15 protein-coding genes and 1 tRNA gene are annotated in these 18,993 nt (G+C 66.9%); 6 read left to right on the top strand and 10 right to left on the bottom strand.

Features of this window, described 5'->3' with window-relative positions:
- Positions 1-7: 7 nt before the first annotated feature.
- From NX068_RS13285 to NX068_RS13260, 6 genes are all read right to left on the bottom strand, one after another.
- Positions 8-1,747, bottom strand: coding sequence for a bifunctional protein-serine/threonine kinase/phosphatase (locus tag NX068_RS13285; RefSeq protein ID WP_263461737.1), 1,740 nt, complete (start codon positions 1,745-1,747; stop codon positions 8-10).
- 16 nt (positions 1,748-1,763) lie between these two features.
- Positions 1,764-2,576: a formate/nitrite transporter family protein gene (locus NX068_RS13280; protein ID WP_263461736.1), complete on the bottom strand. Its 813-nt coding sequence runs from the start codon at positions 2,574-2,576 to the stop codon at positions 1,764-1,766.
- A gap of 28 nt (positions 2,577-2,604) precedes the next feature.
- On the bottom strand, positions 2,605-2,952 hold the full coding sequence (gene nirD / locus NX068_RS13275) for a nitrite reductase small subunit NirD (protein WP_263461735.1): 348 nt from the start codon (positions 2,950-2,952) through the stop codon (positions 2,605-2,607).
- Between the two features lie 19 nt (positions 2,953-2,971).
- Positions 2,972-5,509, bottom strand: a complete 2,538-nt coding sequence (gene nirB, locus NX068_RS13270) for a nitrite reductase large subunit NirB (protein WP_263461734.1) — start codon at positions 5,507-5,509, stop codon at positions 2,972-2,974.
- A 311-nt stretch (positions 5,510-5,820) separates the two neighbouring features.
- Entirely contained in the window at positions 5,821-6,228 is a 408-nt protein-coding gene (locus NX068_RS13265; RefSeq protein WP_263461733.1) for a disulfide bond formation protein B, read from the bottom strand.
- A 214-nt stretch (positions 6,229-6,442) separates the two neighbouring features.
- Positions 6,443-6,527 (bottom strand) — tRNA-Leu (locus NX068_RS13260).
- Positions 6,528-6,639: 112 nt separating this feature from the next.
- On the opposite strand from NX068_RS13260, the gene queA reads away from it, so the two are divergent.
- The 5 genes from queA to secF all read left to right on the top strand — a co-directional run bounded on the left by queA (position 6,640) and on the right by secF (position 12,167).
- Complete coding sequence (gene queA / locus NX068_RS13255) at positions 6,640-7,698, top strand: tRNA preQ1(34) S-adenosylmethionine ribosyltransferase-isomerase QueA (protein ID WP_263461732.1); 1,059 nt, start codon at positions 6,640-6,642, stop codon at positions 7,696-7,698.
- A complete protein-coding gene (gene tgt / locus NX068_RS13250) occupies positions 7,688-8,800 on the top strand; it encodes a tRNA guanosine(34) transglycosylase Tgt (protein ID WP_263461731.1) in 1,113 nt (370 codons plus the stop codon). Before queA ends, tgt begins: the two co-directional genes overlap by 11 nt.
- 92 nt (positions 8,801-8,892) lie before the next feature.
- Positions 8,893-9,216 carry a preprotein translocase subunit YajC gene (gene yajC, locus NX068_RS13245; RefSeq protein WP_068636035.1) on the top strand — a complete coding sequence of 108 codons (324 nt, stop codon included), beginning with the start codon at positions 8,893-8,895 and terminating at the stop codon, positions 9,214-9,216.
- Positions 9,217-9,343: 127 nt separating this feature from the next.
- A complete protein-coding gene (gene secD / locus NX068_RS13240) occupies positions 9,344-11,209 on the top strand; it encodes a protein translocase subunit SecD (protein WP_263461730.1) in 1,866 nt (621 codons plus the stop codon).
- Between the two features lie 25 nt (positions 11,210-11,234).
- Positions 11,235-12,167 carry a protein translocase subunit SecF gene (gene secF / locus NX068_RS13235; protein ID WP_263461729.1) on the top strand — a complete coding sequence of 311 codons (933 nt, stop codon included), beginning with the start codon at positions 11,235-11,237 and terminating at the stop codon, positions 12,165-12,167.
- A gap of 222 nt (positions 12,168-12,389) precedes the next feature.
- On the opposite strand, the gene NX068_RS13230 is transcribed toward secF, so the two are convergent.
- Together NX068_RS13230 and NX068_RS13225 are read right to left on the bottom strand one after the other, a co-directional pair.
- Entirely contained in the window at positions 12,390-13,985 is a 1,596-nt protein-coding gene (locus NX068_RS13230; protein WP_263461728.1) for a rhodanese-like domain-containing protein, read from the bottom strand.
- A gap of 79 nt (positions 13,986-14,064) precedes the next feature.
- Positions 14,065-14,655 (bottom strand): cysteine dioxygenase family protein, encoded by a 591-nt coding sequence (locus NX068_RS13225; RefSeq protein ID WP_263461727.1) that lies wholly within the window; start codon positions 14,653-14,655, stop codon positions 14,065-14,067.
- 127 nt (positions 14,656-14,782) lie between these two features.
- Here NX068_RS13225 and NX068_RS13220 point away from each other — a divergent pair, with 127 nt between their 5' ends.
- Positions 14,783-15,646 carry a LysR substrate-binding domain-containing protein gene (locus NX068_RS13220; RefSeq protein ID WP_263461726.1) on the top strand — a complete coding sequence of 288 codons (864 nt, stop codon included), beginning with the start codon at positions 14,783-14,785 and terminating at the stop codon, positions 15,644-15,646.
- Positions 15,647-15,705: 59 nt separating this feature from the next.
- Here the strand turns inward: NX068_RS13220 and NX068_RS13215 are convergent, their stop codons facing one another.
- Both NX068_RS13215 and NX068_RS13210 read right to left on the bottom strand, forming a co-directional pair.
- Complete coding sequence (locus NX068_RS13215; RefSeq protein ID WP_263461725.1) at positions 15,706-17,661, bottom strand: MFS transporter; 1,956 nt, start codon at positions 17,659-17,661, stop codon at positions 15,706-15,708.
- Complete coding sequence (locus NX068_RS13210; protein WP_263461724.1) at positions 17,658-18,926, bottom strand: amidohydrolase family protein; 1,269 nt, start codon at positions 18,924-18,926, stop codon at positions 17,658-17,660. The genes NX068_RS13215 and NX068_RS13210 overlap by 4 nt, the downstream gene beginning before the upstream one ends.
- Positions 18,927-18,993 lie beyond the last annotated feature (67 nt).

Genomic DNA, 18,993 nt, shown 5'->3' with positions numbered 1-18,993 from the left:
CGCCGGCTCAATGCCGCCCCGCGTCGATGCAGAACACGAGCGCCACCACGAGCAACGCCAGCACGATCGACAGGCACTTCCAGAACAGCACCGGATCGCGCTCCGCCAACGGCGTCCGCCGTGATCGCAGGAAACTCGCACCTGGCGCGCTCAGGTCGTGCACGAACTCCGAAATCACTTGCTGCCGCTTCGTCGGCACCGGATGCAGCGCCTTGCCGAGCACCGCATCCAGCCACGGCGGCAATTCGGGCCGGAAGTGGCGCAGCGGCACGTAGCGCAGCTTGCGCAGATCATGCTGCGTCCGTACGCGCGCTGCGCTCAGGCCGTAAGGTAGCTGGCCACAGAGCATCTGGTAGGAGATGGCGGCCAGCGAGAACAGATCCGCCTCCACGCCGGCCGCCTGGCCGAGCAGGCATTCCGGCGCCATGTACTGCAGGGTGCCGGGCGGGATGGCATGCGCCGGCTCGCGCCACCCCTCGGCCAGTCCGGCGACATGCACGTTCGCCAGGTCGATCAGCTTGACCGTACCGTTGCGGTCGATCATCACGTTCTCGGGGCGCAGATCGCGATGCAGCATGTCGCGGCCGTGCAATGCCTGCAGGCCCTGCGCCAGTTGCCCGACGATACCGCGCACGACGTCGAGCGGCGGCTTCGGATGGTCGATCATCCATTGCGCCAGCGTCTGCCCCTCGATGTACTCCATCGCCACGTAGAGATGAGCACGCCGGCGCTCGCCCGGCCAGGCCTTGATGACGTGCGGACTATCGACGCGCCGCGCCACCCACTCCTCCAGCACGAAACTGTCGAGATAGTCCGCATCCCCGCGCAGATCGACCGATGGCGTCTTCAGCACCAGTTGCCGGCCGCTGTCCTCATCCACCGCGAGGAAGACGTGGCTGCGCGCGCTCACCTGCAACTCGCGCACGATGGTGAAGCCTTCGAACACCGTGCGCGGCGTCAGCACCGACGGCAGGGCCAGCCCTTCCCGCCGCAGCTGTGCCTTTGGCGCTTCGTCCTGTGGCAGTTCGTCGATCCGCAGCAATTGCAGCGTGGCGTCGTCCTCGCTGCCGGCCGCGCGCGCCTGCGCCACCAGCCACGCGGCCGCTGCATCGAGATCGTCGGGATGGCGGGCGATACCGCAATGGACGAGTGTGGCGTCGAGGTATTCATAGGCCCCGTCCGTCGCCAGCACATAGATTTCTCCACGCTCGGCCTCCCAGCAAGCGTAGTCGATCTCGACGTGCGAGCTGGTGCCGAGCGCGCGGGCGAGATAGCTCTCGACCGACGAATGGCGGATCCGGTGGTCCTCCGTCAATTGCTCCAGCGACTGCGGATGCAGCCGGTAGATACGCGAGTCGCCGACGTGCAGCAGGTGCAGATCACGCCCTTTCAGCACCAGCGCGCTGAAGGTGCACACATGGCCGCGGTCCTTGTCGAAACAGCCCTCGCCGCGCTGCGTCTGGCCATGCAGCCAGGCGTTGGTCGCGCCCAGCACACACTGAGCCGCGCGGCGCACCGTCCAGGCTTCGGAAGTGGCGTAGTAGTCCTCCAGAAAGGAGTGGACTGCGGTCTGGCTAGCCAGATGGCTGACGCGGCTCGAGCTGATGCCGTCGGCCAGTGCCAGCACGATGCCCTTGGTGGCCAGCAGGTTTCCGCCCGGCAGCATGGCGCCGTGGAAATCCTGGTTGGTCGGATGGGCGCCGGCCAGCGAATGCTGGCCGACGGATACGCGTGGCGGCTTGCGCATCGGGAGCCGGCAGCGCTCAGGCAATCTTGCGCTTGGGCGCGGTCTTGTAATGTGTGGAGTACAACGTGGCGCCGACGAAGGTGAGACCACCAACCAGATTTCCCAGCACCGTCGGGATCTCGTTCCACAACATGTAATCCATGAAGGTGAACTGGCCGCCGAGCATCAGGCCGGAGGGGAACAGGTACATGTTCACGATGCTGTGCTCGAAACCCATGTAGAAGAACACCAGGATCGGCATCCACATCGCAATCACCTTGCCCGACACGCTGGTGGACATCATCGCCGCGACCACACCGGTCGACACCATCCAGTTGCACATCACCGCCCGCACGAACAGGGTCAGCATGCCGGCCGCGCCGTGCTCGGCGTAGCCGATGGTGCGGCCTTCACCGATGTGGCCGATCTTCTGGCCGATGGCATTGGGCGCCTCGGTGAAGCCGTTAGTAAAGATGATGGCCATGAACACCGCCACCGTGATCGCACCGGCGAAGTTGCCGACGAACACCAGCGACCAGTTGCGCATCACTCCGCCCCAGGTGGCGCCGGGCCGGCGGTCGAAGACCGCCAGCGGAGCCAGCGTGAACACGCCAGTGAGCAGGTCGAAGCCGAGCAGGTAGAGCATGCAGAAACCGACCGGGAAGAGCAGCGCACCAAGCAGCGGGTTGCCGGTGTTGACCGTCACCGACACGGCGAAGGCTGCAGCCAGCGCCAGGATGGCACCGGCCATGTAGGCACGGATCAGGGTGTCGCGGGTGGACATCAGGAGCTTGGATTCGCCGGCGTCGATCATCTTGGTGACGAATTCGGCAGGAGCCAGGTATGCCATGGGGGACCTCTCGGAAAATGGCCTTGGATCAGGAAAGGGGGGAAAGGGAAACGAAGACCGCTTCACCGCGCACCTGCACCCGGTGCGCACGCACCGAATGCTCCGGCATCTCGAGGCAGGCTCCGGTGCGCAGATCGAAATGGTTCTTGTACAGCGGCGAAGCGACGACGAGATGCTCGCCGAGATTGCCGACCAGTCCGCGCGACAGCACGCTGGCGCCGGAGCGGGGGTCGATGTTGTCGATGGCGTAGAAGCCGTCCTCGCCCAGGCGGAAGACGGCAACGTGGCAGTCCTCCACCAGCGCGCAGACGCCGGTGCCGGGCAAGATGTCGCCGATTTTGCAGACGGCGGTCCAGCGCGGTTTCTTGGTACTCATGGGGTGGTCCTCGGTGGATTCAGGTGCTCAGTTCGGGAGTTGCCACCAGCGCCGGGTCGCGCTCGTCGGTGCGGGCGGGCCGGATCTGGCCGCGCTCCTCGACGAAGACGATGCGCGCGTCGGGCTGCGGGTCGTTCACGAAACTACGGAAGCGCCTGCGCACGCCGGGGTCGGTGACCGCGGTCTTCCACTCGCACTGGTAGGTATCGACCACGTGCTGCATCTGGCGCTCGAGTTCGTCGCCGATGCCCAGCGAATCGTCGATCAGCACCGCCTTCAGGTAATCCAGCCCGCCTTCGAGGTTGTCGCGCCAGGTGCTGGTGCGCTGCAGGCGGTCGGCGGTGCGCACGTAGAACATCAGGAAGCGGTCGATCAGACGCACCAGGGCTGCCTTGTCGAGATCGCTGGCGATCAGCTCGGCGTGGCGCGGCTTCATGCCGCCGTTGCCGCAGACGTAGAGGTTCCAGCCGCGCTCGGTGGCAATGATGCCGACGTCCTTGCCCTGCGCCTCTGCGCATTCGCGGGTGCAGCCGGAGACGCCGAACTTGATCTTGTGCGGTGCGCGCAGGCCCTTGTAGCGGTTCTCCAGTTCGACCGCCAAGCCCACCGAGTCCTGCACGCCGTAGCGGCACCAGGTCGAGCCGACACAGCTCTTCACCGTGCGCAGCGACTTGCCGTAGGCATGGCCGGATTCGAAGCCGGCGGCGATCAGCTCTTCCCAGATCAGCGGCAACTGCTCGACACGGGCGCCGAACAGGTCCACCCGCTGGCCACCGGTGATCTTGGTGTAGAGGCCGTACTTCTTCGCCACCTGGGCGACTGCGATCAAGCCGTCGGGCGTCACCTCGCCACCGGGCATGCGCGGCACCACCGAGTAGCTGCCGTCCTTCTGGATGTTGCCGAGGAAGTAGTCGTTGCTGTCCTGCAGGCTGGCAAGCTCGCCCTTGAGCACGAAGTCGTTCCAGCACGAGGCGAAGATCGAGGCCGCGGTCGGCTTGCAGATGTCGCAGCCCAGACCGCGGCCGTGGCGGGCGAGCAGTTCATCGAAGCTGCGGATCCCGCCGACGCGCACCAGGTGATACAGCTCCTGGCGCGAATGAGGGAAATGCTCGCACAGGTGGTCGGTTACCGCCATGCCGAGCTTGGCCATTTCGGCCTTCATGATCTGCGTCACCAGCGGCACGCAGCCGCCGCAGGTGGCGCCGGCCTTGGTGCAGGCCTTGATCTCGCCGATGCTGGTTGCGCCCTCGGCCACCGCGGTGCAGATCTGCCCCTTGCTGACGTTGTTGCACGAGCAGATCTGCGCACTGTCGGGCAGCTCATGCGCACCGAGGCCGGGCCGGGCCTTGCCGTCACCTGCCGGCAGGATCAGGAACTCCGGAGCCTCCGGCAGCGCGATGCCGTTCAGGGCCATCTGCAGCAGGGTGCCATATTCGTCGGCATTGCCCACCAGCACTGCGCCGAGCAGGTGCTTGCCGTCGGCGCTGACGACGATCTTCTTGTAGATCTGCTTGCATTCGTCGGTATAACGGAAGCTGCGACAGCCCGGCGTCCGGCCGTGGGCGTCGCCGATGCTGGCCACATCGACACCCATCAGCTTGAGCTTGGTGCTCATGTCGGCGCCGGCGAAAACCACCCCGGCCTCGCCCGCAAGCTGGCGCGCGGCAATACGCGCCATCTCGTAGCCTGGCGCGACCAGGCCGAAAGTCTGGTCGCGCCAGGCCGCGCATTCGCCGATGGCGTAGATGTCCGGATCGCTGGTGCGACACTGGTCGTCGATCGCGATGCCGCCGCGGGCGCCGACCGCGAGCGCATTCTGGCGCGCCAGTTCGTCGCGCGGGCGAATGCCGGCGGAGAACACGATCATGTCGGTTTCCAGATGGCTGCCATCGGCGAACACCATCCGGTGGCGGGCCTGGCGGCCGTCGGTGATCTCCAGAGTGTTGCGCTCGGTATGCACCTGCACGCCCAGCGCCTCGATCTTGCTGCGCAGGATGCGCCCGCCATCGTCGTCGACCTGCACCGCCATCAGTCGCGGCGCAAACTCGACCACATGGGTCTCCAGGCCGAGGTCGCGCAAGGCCTTGGCACACTCCAGGCCAAGCAGCCCACCGCCCACCACGACGCCCTTGCGCGAGATCGCGCTGGCCTCCTTCATCGCCTCGAGGTCCTCGATCGTGCGATAGACGAAACATTGCCCACGGTCGCTACCCTTGACCGGCGGCACGAAGGGATAGGACCCGGTGGCCAGCACCAGCTTGTCGTAGGACAGGGTGACGCCGTCCTGCGTCGTCACCGTCTTCGCGCGGCGGTCGATGGCAGCCACGCGGTTGTTCAAACGCAGGTCGAAACCGGTATCGGCAAAAAAACCCGGCTCGACCAGCGACAGGTCTTCCGCCGTCTTGCCGGCGAAGAATTCCGACAGATGCACGCGGTCGTAGGCCGTACGCGGCTCCTCGCACAACACGGTGACGTCGGCCGCCGGAAACTGCAACTGCCGGAGCGCTTCGAGGAACTTGTGGCCGACCATGCCGTGGCCGACGAGAACGATCTTCATGCTGGTATCACTCATTCGGGCCCCGAGAGGCTGCCGATACCGGCGCAGCGGGCCTGGCCCGGCGCAAGCATGAAGACCTCCGCGGAACGCGGTTCGAAATCAGATGGATTCAGTGGCCGACATGGACCGAGACAGGGCCATGACTACCAACGTCCACCCTCATTGGCGGAGGTTCTTGCTCGCAGCACCGTTGCGGCGAGCAATGAGCACACAGCAGATTTCGTGCCAGCACGAAAACAGGGCGAAACTCGCCTGTTTCCGGGGAAACGGAATGCGGTATCCACGAATGATGCACTGCAACAGTGCCCGGATCACCAGAATGGTGCCTGACGGCGCACCTTGCCGGACGCGTAGAAGACTTGCACCTTCAGCCAGGAAGCAGCGAAGACGGCAGCAATGGCAATCGCCAGGGAAACCGCTCTTTGCGGCACGCACCACGGACAGGGTTGCATGCCGCATGGATGCTGAGAAACCGGCGCAACCGCAAGGGCGACAAGGCAGCACTCCAGGATGGCCAAGGGAATCCATCGGCCGGAGCTCAGCGTTTTTCTCTGGACTGGCGACGGTCCATGCTCGACGAATCTTTCACGCAGCCGCCGCCGCGCGCATCGGCGTTCCCCGTCGTGGTGGCGCTGCGGCAATGGGGCGAGCAGGCCGGGCGCGGCATGGCACTGAATCTGCGCAGGATGCGGCAGGCATGGAGGGAAGGAGGGACGCATGCCCGGCTCCATCCAGCCCCCTCACATCGTGGCTCGAAGGCCGTCCATGGAGGCTGATGCGCCACCAATGCCTGAGCGGGGCCGTCGAAGCCCAGGCTCCTGGGATAGGCAAGCGGAGAGGGGATGAACGGGCCTGATGCTGCAAAATTGCAGCAAAAACCCTAAAATGGCGGGCCTCCGCCACTCCATGCTTACGTAACCCATTGATTTCATGTGGTGCCGGGAGTGGGACTCGAACCCACACACCTTGCGGCGGCGGATTTTGAATCCGCTGCGTCTACCGATTCCGCCATCCCGGCTGGGAAGCCGCGCATTATCCACGAATACCGCTCGCCGCGGCAAGCAGGACACCCAGGGCATGCCGACGGGCCGTGCCTGCTTCCATCCACCCGACTCCATTCACCTGATTACATGCAGCTCACGCTGAACGATTTCGACTACCCCCTGCCGCCGGATCTGATCGCCCAGGCGCCACTCGCCGAACGCAGTGCAAGCCGCTTGCTGGTCGTGCCGGCAGACAGGGACGGCACCCTGCTCGACCGCCATTTTGCCGACCTGCCCGAACTGATCGGCCCGAACGACCTGCTGGTGTTCAACGACACCCGCGTGATCCATGCCCGCCTTCACGGCGTCAAGGCCAGCGGCGGCCAGGTCGAAGTGCTGATCGAGCGTGCCGTCGGCCCGCACGAAGCGCTCGCCCAGGTACGCGCGAGCAAGTCGCCCAAAACCGGCAGCACGCTGCGCCTGGCCGATGCCTTCGAGGTCGAGGTGCTCGGCCGCGCCGGCGAGTTCTACCACCTGCGCTTTCCCGCCGGCGAAGACCTGTTCGAACTGCTGGAACGCCACGGCAAGCTGCCGCTGCCGCCCTACATCCAGCGCGCCGCCGGCGACGACGACGAAAGCCGCTACCAGACCGTGTTCGCGCGCGAGCCCGGCTCGGTCGCCGCACCGACCGCCGGCCTGCATTTCGACGAAGCCACCCTCGCCCGCATCGCGGCAAAGGGTGCACGCTGCGCCTGGCTGACGCTGCATGTCGGCGCCGGCACCTTCCAGCCGGTACGGGTCGACGACCTCGGTGAACATCGCATGCACCGCGAGCGCTACGTGATCCCGCAGCAGACGGTCGATGCCATCGCGACCACCCGCGCCGCCGGCGGCCGCGTCATCGCCGTCGGCACCACCAGCATGCGGGCGCTGGAAGCCGCTGCGCAGGACGGCCCGCTCTCCGCCGGCAGCGGCGAGACCGAGATCTTCATCCTGCCCGGCTTCCACTTCCAGGTCGTCGATGCGCTGGTCACCAACTTCCACCTGCCCAAATCCACGCTGCTGATGCTCGTCTCCGCCTTCGCCGGCATGGACGAGATCCGCCGCGCCTACGCCCACGCCATCGCCCGGCGCTACCGCTTCTTCAGCTACGGCGACGCGATGTTCCTCACCCGCAACGAAAACGCCGAACACGATGCAGTTTGAACTCCTCACCACCGACGGCGGCGCCCGCCGCGGCCGCCTGACGCTGAACCACGGCACGGTCGAAACACCGGTCTTCATGCCGGTCGGCACCTATGGCACGGTCAAGGCGATGACGCCGGACATGCTCGCCGGCATCGGCGCGCAGATCTGCCTGGGCAACACCTTCCACCTGTGGCTGCGCCCGGGGCTGGACATCATCCGTGCCCACGAAGGCCTGCACCGCTTCATGGCCTGGGACAAGCCCATCCTCACCGACTCGGGCGGCTTCCAGGTCTTCAGCCTGGGCGCGCTGCGCAAGATCAGCGAGGAAGGCGTCAAGTTCGCCAGCCCGATCGACGGCGCCCGGCTGTTCCTGACGCCCGAGATCTCGATGCAGATCCAGGCCGTGCTGAACTCCGACAGCGTCATGATCTTCGACGAATGCACGCCCTACCCCGCCAGCCGCGACGAAGCGGCGAAGTCGATGCGGCTGTCGCAGCGCTGGGCGCGCCGTTCGCGCGACGAGTTCGACAAACTGGGCAACCCCAACGCCCTGTTCGGCATCGTCCAGGGCGGCATGTACGAGGACCTGCGCGACGAATCGCTCGGCGCGCTGGAAGAGATCGGCTTCCACGGCTTCGCCATCGGCGGGCTGTCGGTCGGCGAACCCAAGGAAGACATGGCGCGCATCCTCGCCCACACCGCGCCGCGCCTGCCGCAGCACAAGCCGCGCTACCTGATGGGCGTCGGCACGCCCGAGGACATCGTCGAAGGCGTGGCCGCCGGCATCGACATGTTCGACTGCGTGATGCCGACCCGCAACGCGCGCAACGGCTGGCTGTTCACCCGCTACGGCGACATCAAGATCAAGAACGCGGTGCACAAGGCCGACACCCGCCCGCTCGACCCGTCCTGCGACTGCTACACCTGCCGCAACTTCAGCCGCGCCTACCTGCACCACCTGCACCGTACCGGCGAGATCCTCGGCAGCATGCTCAACACCGTGCACAACCTGCGCTACTACCAGACCCTGACGGCCGAGTTGCGCGAAGCCGTCGCCAGCCAGCGCTTCGAGGCCTATGTGCGCCGCTTCCGCGAGGAACGCGCGACCGGCACGCATTGAACCCCCGGCACCACACAACGTCTCACCCGGCCGGAGCACTCGCCGGCAACTGCTATAATCGAGCGCTTTTTCGCTAACCCGGAGTAACCAACGTGCTGATTTCCAATGCCTATGCCCAAGCTGCGGGCAGCGACCCGACCGGCGGCCTGATGGGCCTGCTGCCCCTGATCCTGATGTTCGTGGTGCTGTGGTTCCTGATGATCCGCCCGCAGATGAAGCGCGCCAAGGAACACAAGGCCATGGTCGAAGCCCTGGCCAAGGGCGACGAAGTCATCACCGGCGGCGGCATCGCCGGCCGCGTGACCGAAGTCGGCGACAGCTTCGTGCAGGTCGAAGTGGCTGCCAACACCGTGATCGCGGTGCAGAAGCAGGCCGTCGCCTCCGTGCTGCCCAAGGGCACCCTGAAGTCCCTTTGATCCCCTTTGCCGTGGAGCCGGGCAAGCCCCCCGGGGGCCTGTCCGGTTTTGCGCAATCCCGGCTGCCCCGCCCGCCGCCGTCCCAGGCAGTGGTCGTGGCCCGGCACCATACTGTCTGCCGCCGACGATGAATCGCTACCCCCTCTGGAAGAACCTCATGATCGGCCTCGTGCTGCTCTGGGGTCTGATCTACACCTTGCCCAACTTCTACGGCGAGGTTCCCGCAGTCCAGCTGTCCAGTGCCAAGGCCACGCTCAGGCTCGACACCGCTGCCGCCTCCGATCGCGTCGCCAATGCACTGAAGGACGCCGGCATCGAACACGACGGCATCTTCTCCGACGCCGGCAGCGTGCGTGCCCGCTTCGCCAGCACCGACATCCAGCTGCGCGCCAAGGACGTCATCGAGCGCGCCTTCAACCCGGATGCCGAAGACCCGTCCTACGTCGTCGCACTCAACCTGCTGCCGGCCTCGCCCGCCTGGCTGACCGCGATCCACGCGCTGCCGATGTACCTCGGCCTCGACCTGCGCGGCGGCGTGCATTTCCTGCTCGAAGTGGACATGCCCGGTGCGCTGACCAAGCGCCTCGACTCCACCACCGGCGACCTGCGCACGCTGATGCGCGACAAGAACGTCCGCCACGCCGGCATCAGCCGCGAAGGCAACACCGTCGTCATCCGCTTCCGCGATGCCGCCCAGCGCGACGCCGGCCGCCGCGCCATCCAGGACAGCAGCAACGACCTGCAGTTGAGCGAACGCGACGCCGGCGCCGACGACCTCCGCCTGGTCGCCACGCTGACGCCGCAGGCGCAGCAGACGATGCGCGATTTCGCCATCAAGCAGAACATCACCACGCTGCACAACCGCATCAACGAGCTCGGCGTCGCCGAGCCGGTGATCCAGCAGCAGGGCGCCGATCGCATCGTCGTGCAGTTGCCGGGGGTGCAGGACGTGGCCAAGGCCAAGGACATCCTCGGCCGCACCGCGACGCTGGAAGTGCGCATGGTGGACGACACCCCCGGCGCGCTCGAAGCCGCGCTGGGCGGCAGCATCCCCTTCGGCACCGAGCTGTATTCCGAGCGCGGCGGCGGCCCGCTGCTGGTCAGGAAGCAGGTCGTGCTGACCGGCGACCGCCTCACCGACGCCCAGCCCGGCTTCGACGGCCAGACCAACGAACCCGCGGTGCACCTGACCCTGGACGCCGCCGGCGCCCGCATCTTCCGCGACGTCACGCGCGAGAGCGTCGGCAAGCGCATGGCCATCCTGCTGATCGAGAAAGGCAAGGGCGAAGTCGTCACCGCGCCGGTGATCCGCACCGAGATCGGCGGCGGCCGCGTGCAGATCTCCGGCCGCATGACCACCACCGAAGCCAACGACGTCGCCCTGCTGCTGCGCGCCGGCTCGCTCGCCGCGCCGATGGAGATCATCGAGGAGCGCACCGTCGGCCCCAGCCTCGGCGCCGACAACATCTCCAAGGGCTTCCACTCGACGCTGTGGGGCTTCATCGCCATCGCCGTGTTCATGTGCCTCTACTACGCCCTGTTCGGCATCGTGTCGTCGATCGCGCTGGCCGCCAACCTGCTGCTGCTGGTGGCGCTGCTGTCATTGCTGCAGGCCACGCTGACGCTGCCCGGCATCGCCGCGATGGCGCTGACGCTGGGCATGGCGATCGACGCCAACGTGCTGATCAACGAGCGCATCCGCGAGGAACTGCGCAACGGCTCGAGCCCGCAGGCCGCGATCGCCGCCGGCTATGAGCGCGCCTGGAACACCATCCTCGACTCCAACGTCACCAGCCTGATCGCCGGTATCGCGCTGCTGGTGTTCGGTTCGGGGCCGGTGCGCGGCTTCGCCGTGGTGCACTGCCTCGGCATCCTGACCTCGATGTTCAGCGCCATCCTGGTGTCGCGGATGCTGATCAACTTCATCTACGGCCGCCGGCGCAAGATCGACAGCCTGTCCATCGGCCAGGTCTGGAAGCCGGACAGCAACTGAGCGCGGACCAAGGGAACGCACAATCATGGAATTCTTCCGCATCAAGAAAGACATCCCGTTCATGCGCCACTCGCTGGTGTTCAACGCGATCTCTTTCGCCACCTTCCTGCTCGCGGTGTTCTTCATCGCCACCCGCGGCCTGCACCTGTCGGTGGAGTTCACCGGCGGCACGCTGGTCGAAGTCACCTACGCCGAAGCCCAGCAACTGGAACCGATCCGCAGCGCACTCGCGGCCGACGGCAACACCGACATCCTGGTGCAGCACTTCGGCAGCGCGCGCGACGTGCTGATCCGCCTGCCCAACCGCGACGACGTCGACAGCAACGGCATCGCCGACCGCGTCATGGCCACGCTGCACAAGATGGACACCCCGGCACCGGAGCTACGACGCGTCGAGTTCGTCGGCCCCCAGGTCGGCAAGGAGCTCGCCAGCGACGGCGCGATGGCGCTGCTGCTGGTGATCATCGGCATCGTCGTCTACCTGGCGCTGCGCTTCGAGTGGCGCCTGGGCGTCGCCACCATCATCGCCAACCTCCACGACGTCATCATCATCCTGGGCTTCTTCGCCTTCTTCCAGTGGGAATTCTCGCTGGCGGTGCTGGCGGCGACGCTGGCGGTGCTGGGTTACTCGGTGAACGAATCGGTGGTCATCTTCGACCGCGTGCGCGAGACCTTCCGCAAGAAGCGCGGCTACACCACCGAACAGGTGGTCGACCACGCCATCACCAGCACCATCTCGCGTACCGTCATCACCCACGGCAGCACGCAGATGATGGTGTTGTCGATGCTGATCTTCGGCGGCGAGACGCTGTTCTACTTCTCGCTGGCGCTGACCATCGGCATCTGCTTCGGCATCTACTCCTCGGTGCTGGTCGCCAGCCCGCTGGCGATCTGGCTCGGCATGAAGCGCGAGCAGTTCGTGAAGGTGAAGAAGGAAAAGGAAGAAGCCGTGGTCTGATACGGCCCGGCCACGCCGAAGAAAAGGCGCCCCACGCGGGCGCCTTTTTCATCGCCGGGCCGCCCCAAGATGAAAAGCGCCCCCTTGGGGGGCAGCGACCGCACGCAGTGGGGGAGCGTGGGGGTTATTTTTTCATTTCATCGGGATTCCGGCACCGGACTACTCCGAATCCCGGATGGCAGGCTCGTCACCGCGACGAAACGCCCGGATATGGCGCACAGATCAGGCGTTGTGCGAAGCAGCAGGGTCGGCAGGCAGACGGAAAGACGCCAGCTCCTGCTCATCGAGCTGGCCGACCAGCCCTGTCTCCCAGGCCAGGTAGCGCCGCGCAGCTTCCTTGTTGCCGTCGTGCCGGTCATGCACGAAGAAGAGATGGTCGATGCAGTCCGCATCGCCGGGAACGTCGGGCGTGGCCACCTCGGCCAAGCCCGCTGCACGCCAGGCGGCCATGCCGCCTTCCAGCAGCAGCGGCGGCTGCGCCAGCCGGCATTCGGTCACGGCCCAGGCTGCCAGTGCGGATTCGTCGGCAATCACTACAACCTGGCGCCTTTCCCCCGCGAGATCGGCCTCAAGCCGGGGCCGGATGGACCAGCGAGCGCCATCGATGTGTCCGGCGCGGTAAGCCATGCCGGGGCGGAGGTCGACGACGGCGATGTCGCCACGCTCCAGCCTCGCCGCCAGCGCCTGAACGGAGATGCTTCCCAGCATGGGCGGCACAGGCGCGGCAGGGACCTGCAGCGACAGGCCGCTGGACAGGCCTCCTTCGAGCACGCAGGCGTCGTGCCCCATCTGACGCAGCCAGCCGGCGACCGCGGGCGCCCGTACGCCGTCGTCGTCGAACAGCACCAGCCGGGCGCCGCGCACGCCGACGTACTGATCGAAAGCCTGCATCAGTTGCCCGCCCGGGGTGTGCTGCGCACCGGGCAGGCTGCCGCGGGCGAATTCCTCCGGCGTGCGCACGTCGCACAGAAACAGCGTCCGGCCGGCGTCCGCAGCCCAGGCCTGCACGGTCGAGGCGCTCACGCTCGGCACCTCGAAGCGCGCGGCCAGCCGGTGCGCCGCATCCCGCAGGGCCGGACTGCCGGAATCGTCGGGGTAACGCCGGCTGCCGCCGTGCTCCAGCACCTGGTCGGCGAGGAACCAGCCCTGGGTGCCGTTCTCCAGCGCATAGACGGGATTGGGGATGCCGAGGTTGATCAGCGTCTGAGCACCGATGATCGAGCGGGTGCGGCCGGCGCAGTTGATCACGATTGGCGTACTGTCGTCGGGCACGAGGGATCGCACCCGGTAGGCCAGTTCGCCGTTGGGGCAACAGACGGCCGTCGGGATGTTCATCTTGCGGAACTCCGAGACGGGGCGGCCGTCCAGCACCACCACCGGCGTGGGCCCGGCGATCATTGCCGCCAGTTGCGCTGCCGTCACCCGAGGGGTGTGATAGACCTTCTCGGCCAGTTCGCCGAACGTCTTGGAAGGCAGGTTGACGCCGGCGAACAGCACATGGCCGGCAGCCTGCCAGGCGCGCGTCCCGCCATCCAGCACGCAGACGCGGCGATAACCCAGCGCCGCCAGCCGTGCCGCTGCGCGCGAGGCGACGCCATGATCCCCCTCAGCACCGTCGTCATACACCACGACCCGCACATCCAGCCGCGGCACCAGGCGCCGGACCTCCAGCTCCAGCCGGCTGTAGGGCAGCGGCGTGGCATGGAACAGATGAGCCTCGCCGTACTGGCCGTGCTCCCGGACGTCGAGCACGGCGATCTCGCCGTCGTCGTGCAGCCAGATCTTGAGCAGGGAGGGGCTTATGCGATCGATGGTCATGAAAGGCGGGGTCGGCAGTGCCCGGCAGCGTGGCCGCCGAATCACGGAAGAGAACGGAGAAGCCTGCGGCGCAGCGTGGTCAGCGGCGGGTCTGCACGCCGATGCCCATGGTCTGACAAGTCCCCTGCTCCAGGTCGTAGGCGGTACGTTGATCCAGGGTCTCCAGCGCGCGGCCGTACATGTGCAGGTGGCGGATGATCTGCTCGCCCTCGATCTGCACCGAATGGATGTCGTCGGGCATCAAGGCAACGCCGTGGCCGGGCTCCACCAGGATGCGGGCCGTCTCGCGCAGCCTGCCCACGCCCGGTACTGAGCCGTCGTCGATGCGCTCGTAAAGACGATTGACCTCGGTGCCTTCGACCGCCGCGATACAGGCCCAGGTCGTGTGGTTGTGCGGCACGATCTTCTTGCCCGGGCGCATCACGTTCAGGTAGAGCGCATAGCTCTGGTCCGGATCCTCGGCGATGAGATAGCGGGCCTGATGTTCGCCGGCCTCGGGCGGGGGAAAGTCGGTGGCCTGCCACAGCTCGGCCCTGGCGGCGATCGCCTCCAGCGAAGCCAGCACGGTGGCGAGGGCCGCGCGCGTGGGCCCGGTATCGCCGATGGCGTGTTTCATCCGGGCAATGGCCTCACCGACGGCCTGCTGGCGTTGCTCACTCACAGTATTCACAGCAATCTCCTTGTCTCCGGCACCGATGCGGGGATGGGATGATCGGCACGCCTCAGCGCCACTCTAATGGCGGCGCCATGTCGGAACAACGCCATTCCAGAGCAAAAAACATCAGTATCATTAATGAATGAGCACACTCGACCTCGAGCAACTGCGTACCCTGGCGGCAATCGTCAAGCACGAGAGTTTCGCCGCGGCGGCGGTGCAGCTGGGCAGGACACAATCGGCCGTCACGCAGCAGATGCAGCGGCTGGAGGCACACATCGGCCATCCGCTGTTCGAGAAGCGCGGGCGCCAGAAGCGGCTGACCGAACACGGCGAAAGGCTGCTGGCCTATGCCCGCCACATGCTGGCGATCAACGACGAAGCATTACGCCAGCTGCAGCAGGGACGGCTGGAGGGCACGCTTCGCATCGGTGCGCCGCACGACGTCGCCGACACCATGCTGCCCAGCCTGCTGTCGGAGGTGGTTCGCAGCTCCCCGATGCTGCAACTGGACATCCACGTCGGCCGCAGTCCTTTCCTGATGGACTCGCTGAAGCGCGGCGAACTCGACATGGCGATCTCCAACCGCCCCGACGCCGAGCTCGAAGGCGTGGTGCTGCGCACTTCGCCCACAGTATGGCTATGCGGTGCGGGCTATGTGCACGATCCGTCCCGGCCCATCCCGATGATCATGGCCGACGGCCCGAGCATCTTCCGCCGCCTGGCGCAGGAAGCGCTCGACAACGCCGGCCTGTCCTGGACCACCCACTACACTTCCAGCAGCCTGATCGGCATCCGCGCCGCGCTGCGTGCCGGACTCGGCGTGAGCGCGCGGGGCGTGGAGCAGCTGGACAGCGGCCTGCGCGTGCTGGGTCCGGCGGAGGGGCTGCCTCCGCTGCCGGACCTCGTCTATCGCCTCTATGTGCGCCGCCACGTGGTCAATCCGCTGACGCGCCAGGTCTTCGAGCAGATCAGGACGCGGCTGCATCGGGCCGGCGAGCCCTGATGGTGCATTCGCCGTCGCTCGACGGCCAGTTCATCAGCACCCTCACTCGGCCCGCCACCTCAAGCCCGATCGCCGCGCAAGGCCGCCACCCGCTGGTACAAGGCTTCGGGCGAAACCTCGGCGGCTTCGATCGGCGCATCCGCCACCAGCTCGATGCGGCTGAAGGCACCGCGGCGGAAAGGCCGCGTCATCGCCGCGCCGCCCTTGCGGCTGAAGAAGCTGCCCCACAGCCCGCGCAAGGCCATCGGCACCACCGGCACCGGCGTGCGGGCGACGATGCGCGCGATGCCGGGGCGGAAAGGCGACATCTCACCGTCGCCGCTGATCTTCCCTTCCGGAAACAGGCCCACCAGTTCACCGGCTTCCAGCGCCCGCGCCACTTCGTCGAAGGCGCGCTCCATCATTGCCCGGTCTTCACTGGCCGGCGCGATCGGGATCGCGCGGCTGGTGCGGAAGATGAAGGACAGGATCGGTAAACGGAAGATGCGGTGATCCATGACGAAGCGGATCGGCCGCCGGCAGCCCGCCATGATGATCAGCGCATCGACGAAGCTGACGTGGTTGGCGACGATGACCGCGCCGCCCTTTTCCGGCACCTGCTCGATGCCCTCGACGCGCAGCCGGTACACCGTATGCACTAGCAGCCAGACGATGAAGCGCAGCAGGAACTCCGGCACCAGGGTGTAGATGTAGATCGCCACCGCGGCATTGAGCAGCGCCGTCGCCAGGAACAGCTGCGGCACGCTGGCGCCGGCCACCAGCAGCCCTGCGCCCAGACCGGCCGCCGCGACCATGAACAGCGCATTGAGAATGTTGTTGGCGGCGATGATGCGCGAACGGTGCGAGGGCGCGGAGCGGCTCTGCACCAGCGCGTACAGCGGCACGATGTAGAAGCCGCCGCACAGCGACAGCATCACCAGATCGAACAGGATGCGCCACACCACCGGCTCGGCCAGCAGTTCGGCGAGCGGGCGCATCGCCGCGCCAGCTTCCAGTCCCGCCGCGCCCGAGCCAGCCGCGCCCAGGCCGGCCGCACCTAGGCCGGCCGCACCGAACCCAGCTGCTTCCAGCCCCGCGCTCGCCCACCACAGATCCAGGCCGAACAGGGTCAGGCCGATCGAACCGAAAGGCACCAGGCCGATCTCGACCTGCTTGCCCGACAGCCGCTCGCACAGCAGCGAGCCGAGCGCGATGCCGAGCGAGAACACCGCCAGCAACAGGGTGACCGCCTTTTCGTCGCCGCCCAGCACGGTGGCGGCGAAACCGGGAAACTGCGACAGGAACATCGCGCCGTAGAACCAGAACCACGAGATGCCGAGGATGGACAGGAACACCGTGCGCTCGTCGGCGGCGAAGCGGATCATCTGCCAGGTCTGGCGGACCGGGCTCCAGGCTATCTTCATCTGCGGATCGACCGCTGCCGCAGGCGGAATCGCGCGGCTGCTGAGGTAGCCCAGCACCGCCACCGCCAGCGTGCCGGCCGACACCCAGGCCACGCCGTTCGGCGCCTCGATCAGCAGGCCGCCGACGATGGTACCGAGCAGGATCGCCAGGAAAGTGCCCGATTCCACCAGCGCATTGCCGCCGACCAGTTCGGTTTCGTCCAGCATCTGCGGCAGGATCGCGTACTTCACCGGACCGAAGATCGCCGACTGCGTGCCCATCAGGAACAGCGTCGCCAGCAGCAGCGGCAGCGACATCAGCGCGAAGCCGAGCGCGGCGAGCAGCATCAGGCCGATTTCCAGCAGCTTGGTCCAGCGGATCAGCCGGCTCTTCTCGAACTTGTCGGCAAACTGCCCGGCAATCGCGGAAAACAGCAGGAAAGGCAGGATGAACAGCCCCGCCGCCAGATTCACCAGCACGCCGGGCGACAGTTCGGTGAGCCGGGCGGCCTGGAAAGTGATCAGCACCACCAGCGCATTCTTGTAGAAATTGTCGTTGAAGGCGCCGAGGAACTGGGTCAGGAAGAAAGGCAGGAAGCGGCGCTGCTCCATCAGCTTGAACTGGCTGCTCATACAGGATTCCGGTCGAAGAAACGGCGGGTTTCGAACACTGCTGCCGAAAAACGGCTGCCCTTGCTGTGCAGCAGGCGCTTCAGCACGAAACTGAACAGCAGCGGATTGTGCTCGCGAATCGTTTCGAGCAAGGGTACGGCGTCCTCGTCCAGCATGTCCTCGCGCGCCAGCGCGGCGGGCGAGATCAGCGGCAGGATGCCGGGTAGTGGGTAGTCGGTGCCGTACAGCAGGCGCGGATGCCAGTCCTCGCGCTCGATCAGCACACGCAGGCGTTCAGGCTCACGATTACGCAGCACGACGGCGGAGATGTCGCCGAACAGCAGGCTCCGCCAGGCCGGTTCCGCCATCAAACGCTCGAACAATGCAAAGCTCGGCACACGCGGGCCATTGTCGCCCCGGTCCAGATCGACATCCTCGCCCACCGTCGCGCAATGCGCCATCACCACCCGCACCCCCAGGTCCAGCGCGCGGCGCAGGCGCAGCGGATTGCCCCATTCCGGCCGGCCGACGCCATGCACCGCCTTTTCCTCGCCCACGTGGGTGATCAGTGGCAGCCCCAGCCGTGCCAGCGTCCGGTAGACACGGTCGCAGGCCGGATCGGCAGGGTCGATGCCCATCGCCGGCGGCAGCCATTTAACTGCGCGGGCGCCCTGCTCCGCCGCCTGCTGCAAGGCGTCCTCGGCATCGGCGCGGTAGGGATGCACCGAGCACACCCATTCGAAACGCTCCGGCATCGCCTGCGCCAGCTTGCGGGCATAGGCGTCCGGCACGTACAGCGCGCTGCGCTCGGGCATCGGCGTACCGTCGGCCGCATGGGCGCGGTCGAAGGCGAACAGCATGCTCTTGTAGCCGGGCGCCATGCCGTCGCTCAGGTTCAGCAGGCGCTCGACATAGCTGTCGTCCACCCGGCCCGGCGCCTGATGCACGCAGCCGGCATTGAGGTAGAACAGGCGCTGCAGGTATTGCAGCGGATTCAGCGGGCTCAGCATGTCCGGCGACATCTCGATGCCGTGGCCGCCATCGCCGGTGCCGGCCAGATGCACATGGCAGTCCCACACCTGTGCCGGATCCAGCCCTTGCCACGCAGCCGCCACCAGCGGATGCTCGGCCCATTCCGGCGGCAATGCCGCAAGGCAGGGATTCAGCAGCCGGGACTGGGCCAGCCTGGCAGCCACGCCGCCGCCCGCTGCCAGCACGCCGGCGGCCAGTCCTGCGCGCAGCCAGCGTCGGCGTGCGGGTGAAGCAATGTTCGAAGCAGGTTTCATCACACGGCCTCCGCCTGTTGCTTCAGGGATACGTAGTCGATCTTGCCGGTGCCCACCAGCGGCAGCA

The organism is Thauera carbonicopians, assembly GCF_025699485.1.
Classification (GTDB): domain Bacteria; phylum Pseudomonadota; class Gammaproteobacteria; order Burkholderiales; family Rhodocyclaceae; genus Thauera.
This window is presented reverse-complemented; position numbering and strand designations above follow the sequence as displayed.

Coding starts and splice junctions, on each gene's coding strand:
- NX068_RS13285 (WP_263461737.1), bottom strand. CDS start 1,747: ATGCGCAAGCCGCCACGCGTATCCGTCGGCCAGCATTCGCTGGCCGGC.
- NX068_RS13280 (WP_263461736.1), bottom strand. CDS start 2,576: ATGGCATACCTGGCTCCTGCCGAATTCGTCACCAAGATGATCGACGCC.
- nirD (WP_263461735.1), bottom strand. CDS start 2,952: ATGAGTACCAAGAAACCGCGCTGGACCGCCGTCTGCAAAATCGGCGAC.
- nirB (WP_263461734.1), bottom strand. CDS start 5,509: ATGAAGATCGTTCTCGTCGGCCACGGCATGGTCGGCCACAAGTTCCTC.
- NX068_RS13265 (WP_263461733.1), bottom strand. CDS start 6,228: ATGCGTCCCTCCTTCCCTCCATGCCTGCCGCATCCTGCGCAGATTCAG.
- queA (WP_263461732.1), top strand. CDS start 6,640: ATGCAGCTCACGCTGAACGATTTCGACTACCCCCTGCCGCCGGATCTG.
- tgt (WP_263461731.1), top strand. CDS start 7,688: ATGCAGTTTGAACTCCTCACCACCGACGGCGGCGCCCGCCGCGGCCGC.
- secD (WP_263461730.1), top strand. CDS start 9,344: ATGAATCGCTACCCCCTCTGGAAGAACCTCATGATCGGCCTCGTGCTG.
- secF (WP_263461729.1), top strand. CDS start 11,235: ATGGAATTCTTCCGCATCAAGAAAGACATCCCGTTCATGCGCCACTCG.
- NX068_RS13230 (WP_263461728.1), bottom strand. CDS start 13,985: ATGACCATCGATCGCATAAGCCCCTCCCTGCTCAAGATCTGGCTGCAC.
- NX068_RS13220 (WP_263461726.1), top strand. CDS start 14,783: ATGAGCACACTCGACCTCGAGCAACTGCGTACCCTGGCGGCAATCGTC.
- NX068_RS13215 (WP_263461725.1), bottom strand. CDS start 17,661: ATGAGCAGCCAGTTCAAGCTGATGGAGCAGCGCCGCTTCCTGCCTTTC.
- NX068_RS13210 (WP_263461724.1), bottom strand. CDS start 18,926: ATGAAACCTGCTTCGAACATTGCTTCACCCGCACGCCGACGCTGGCTG.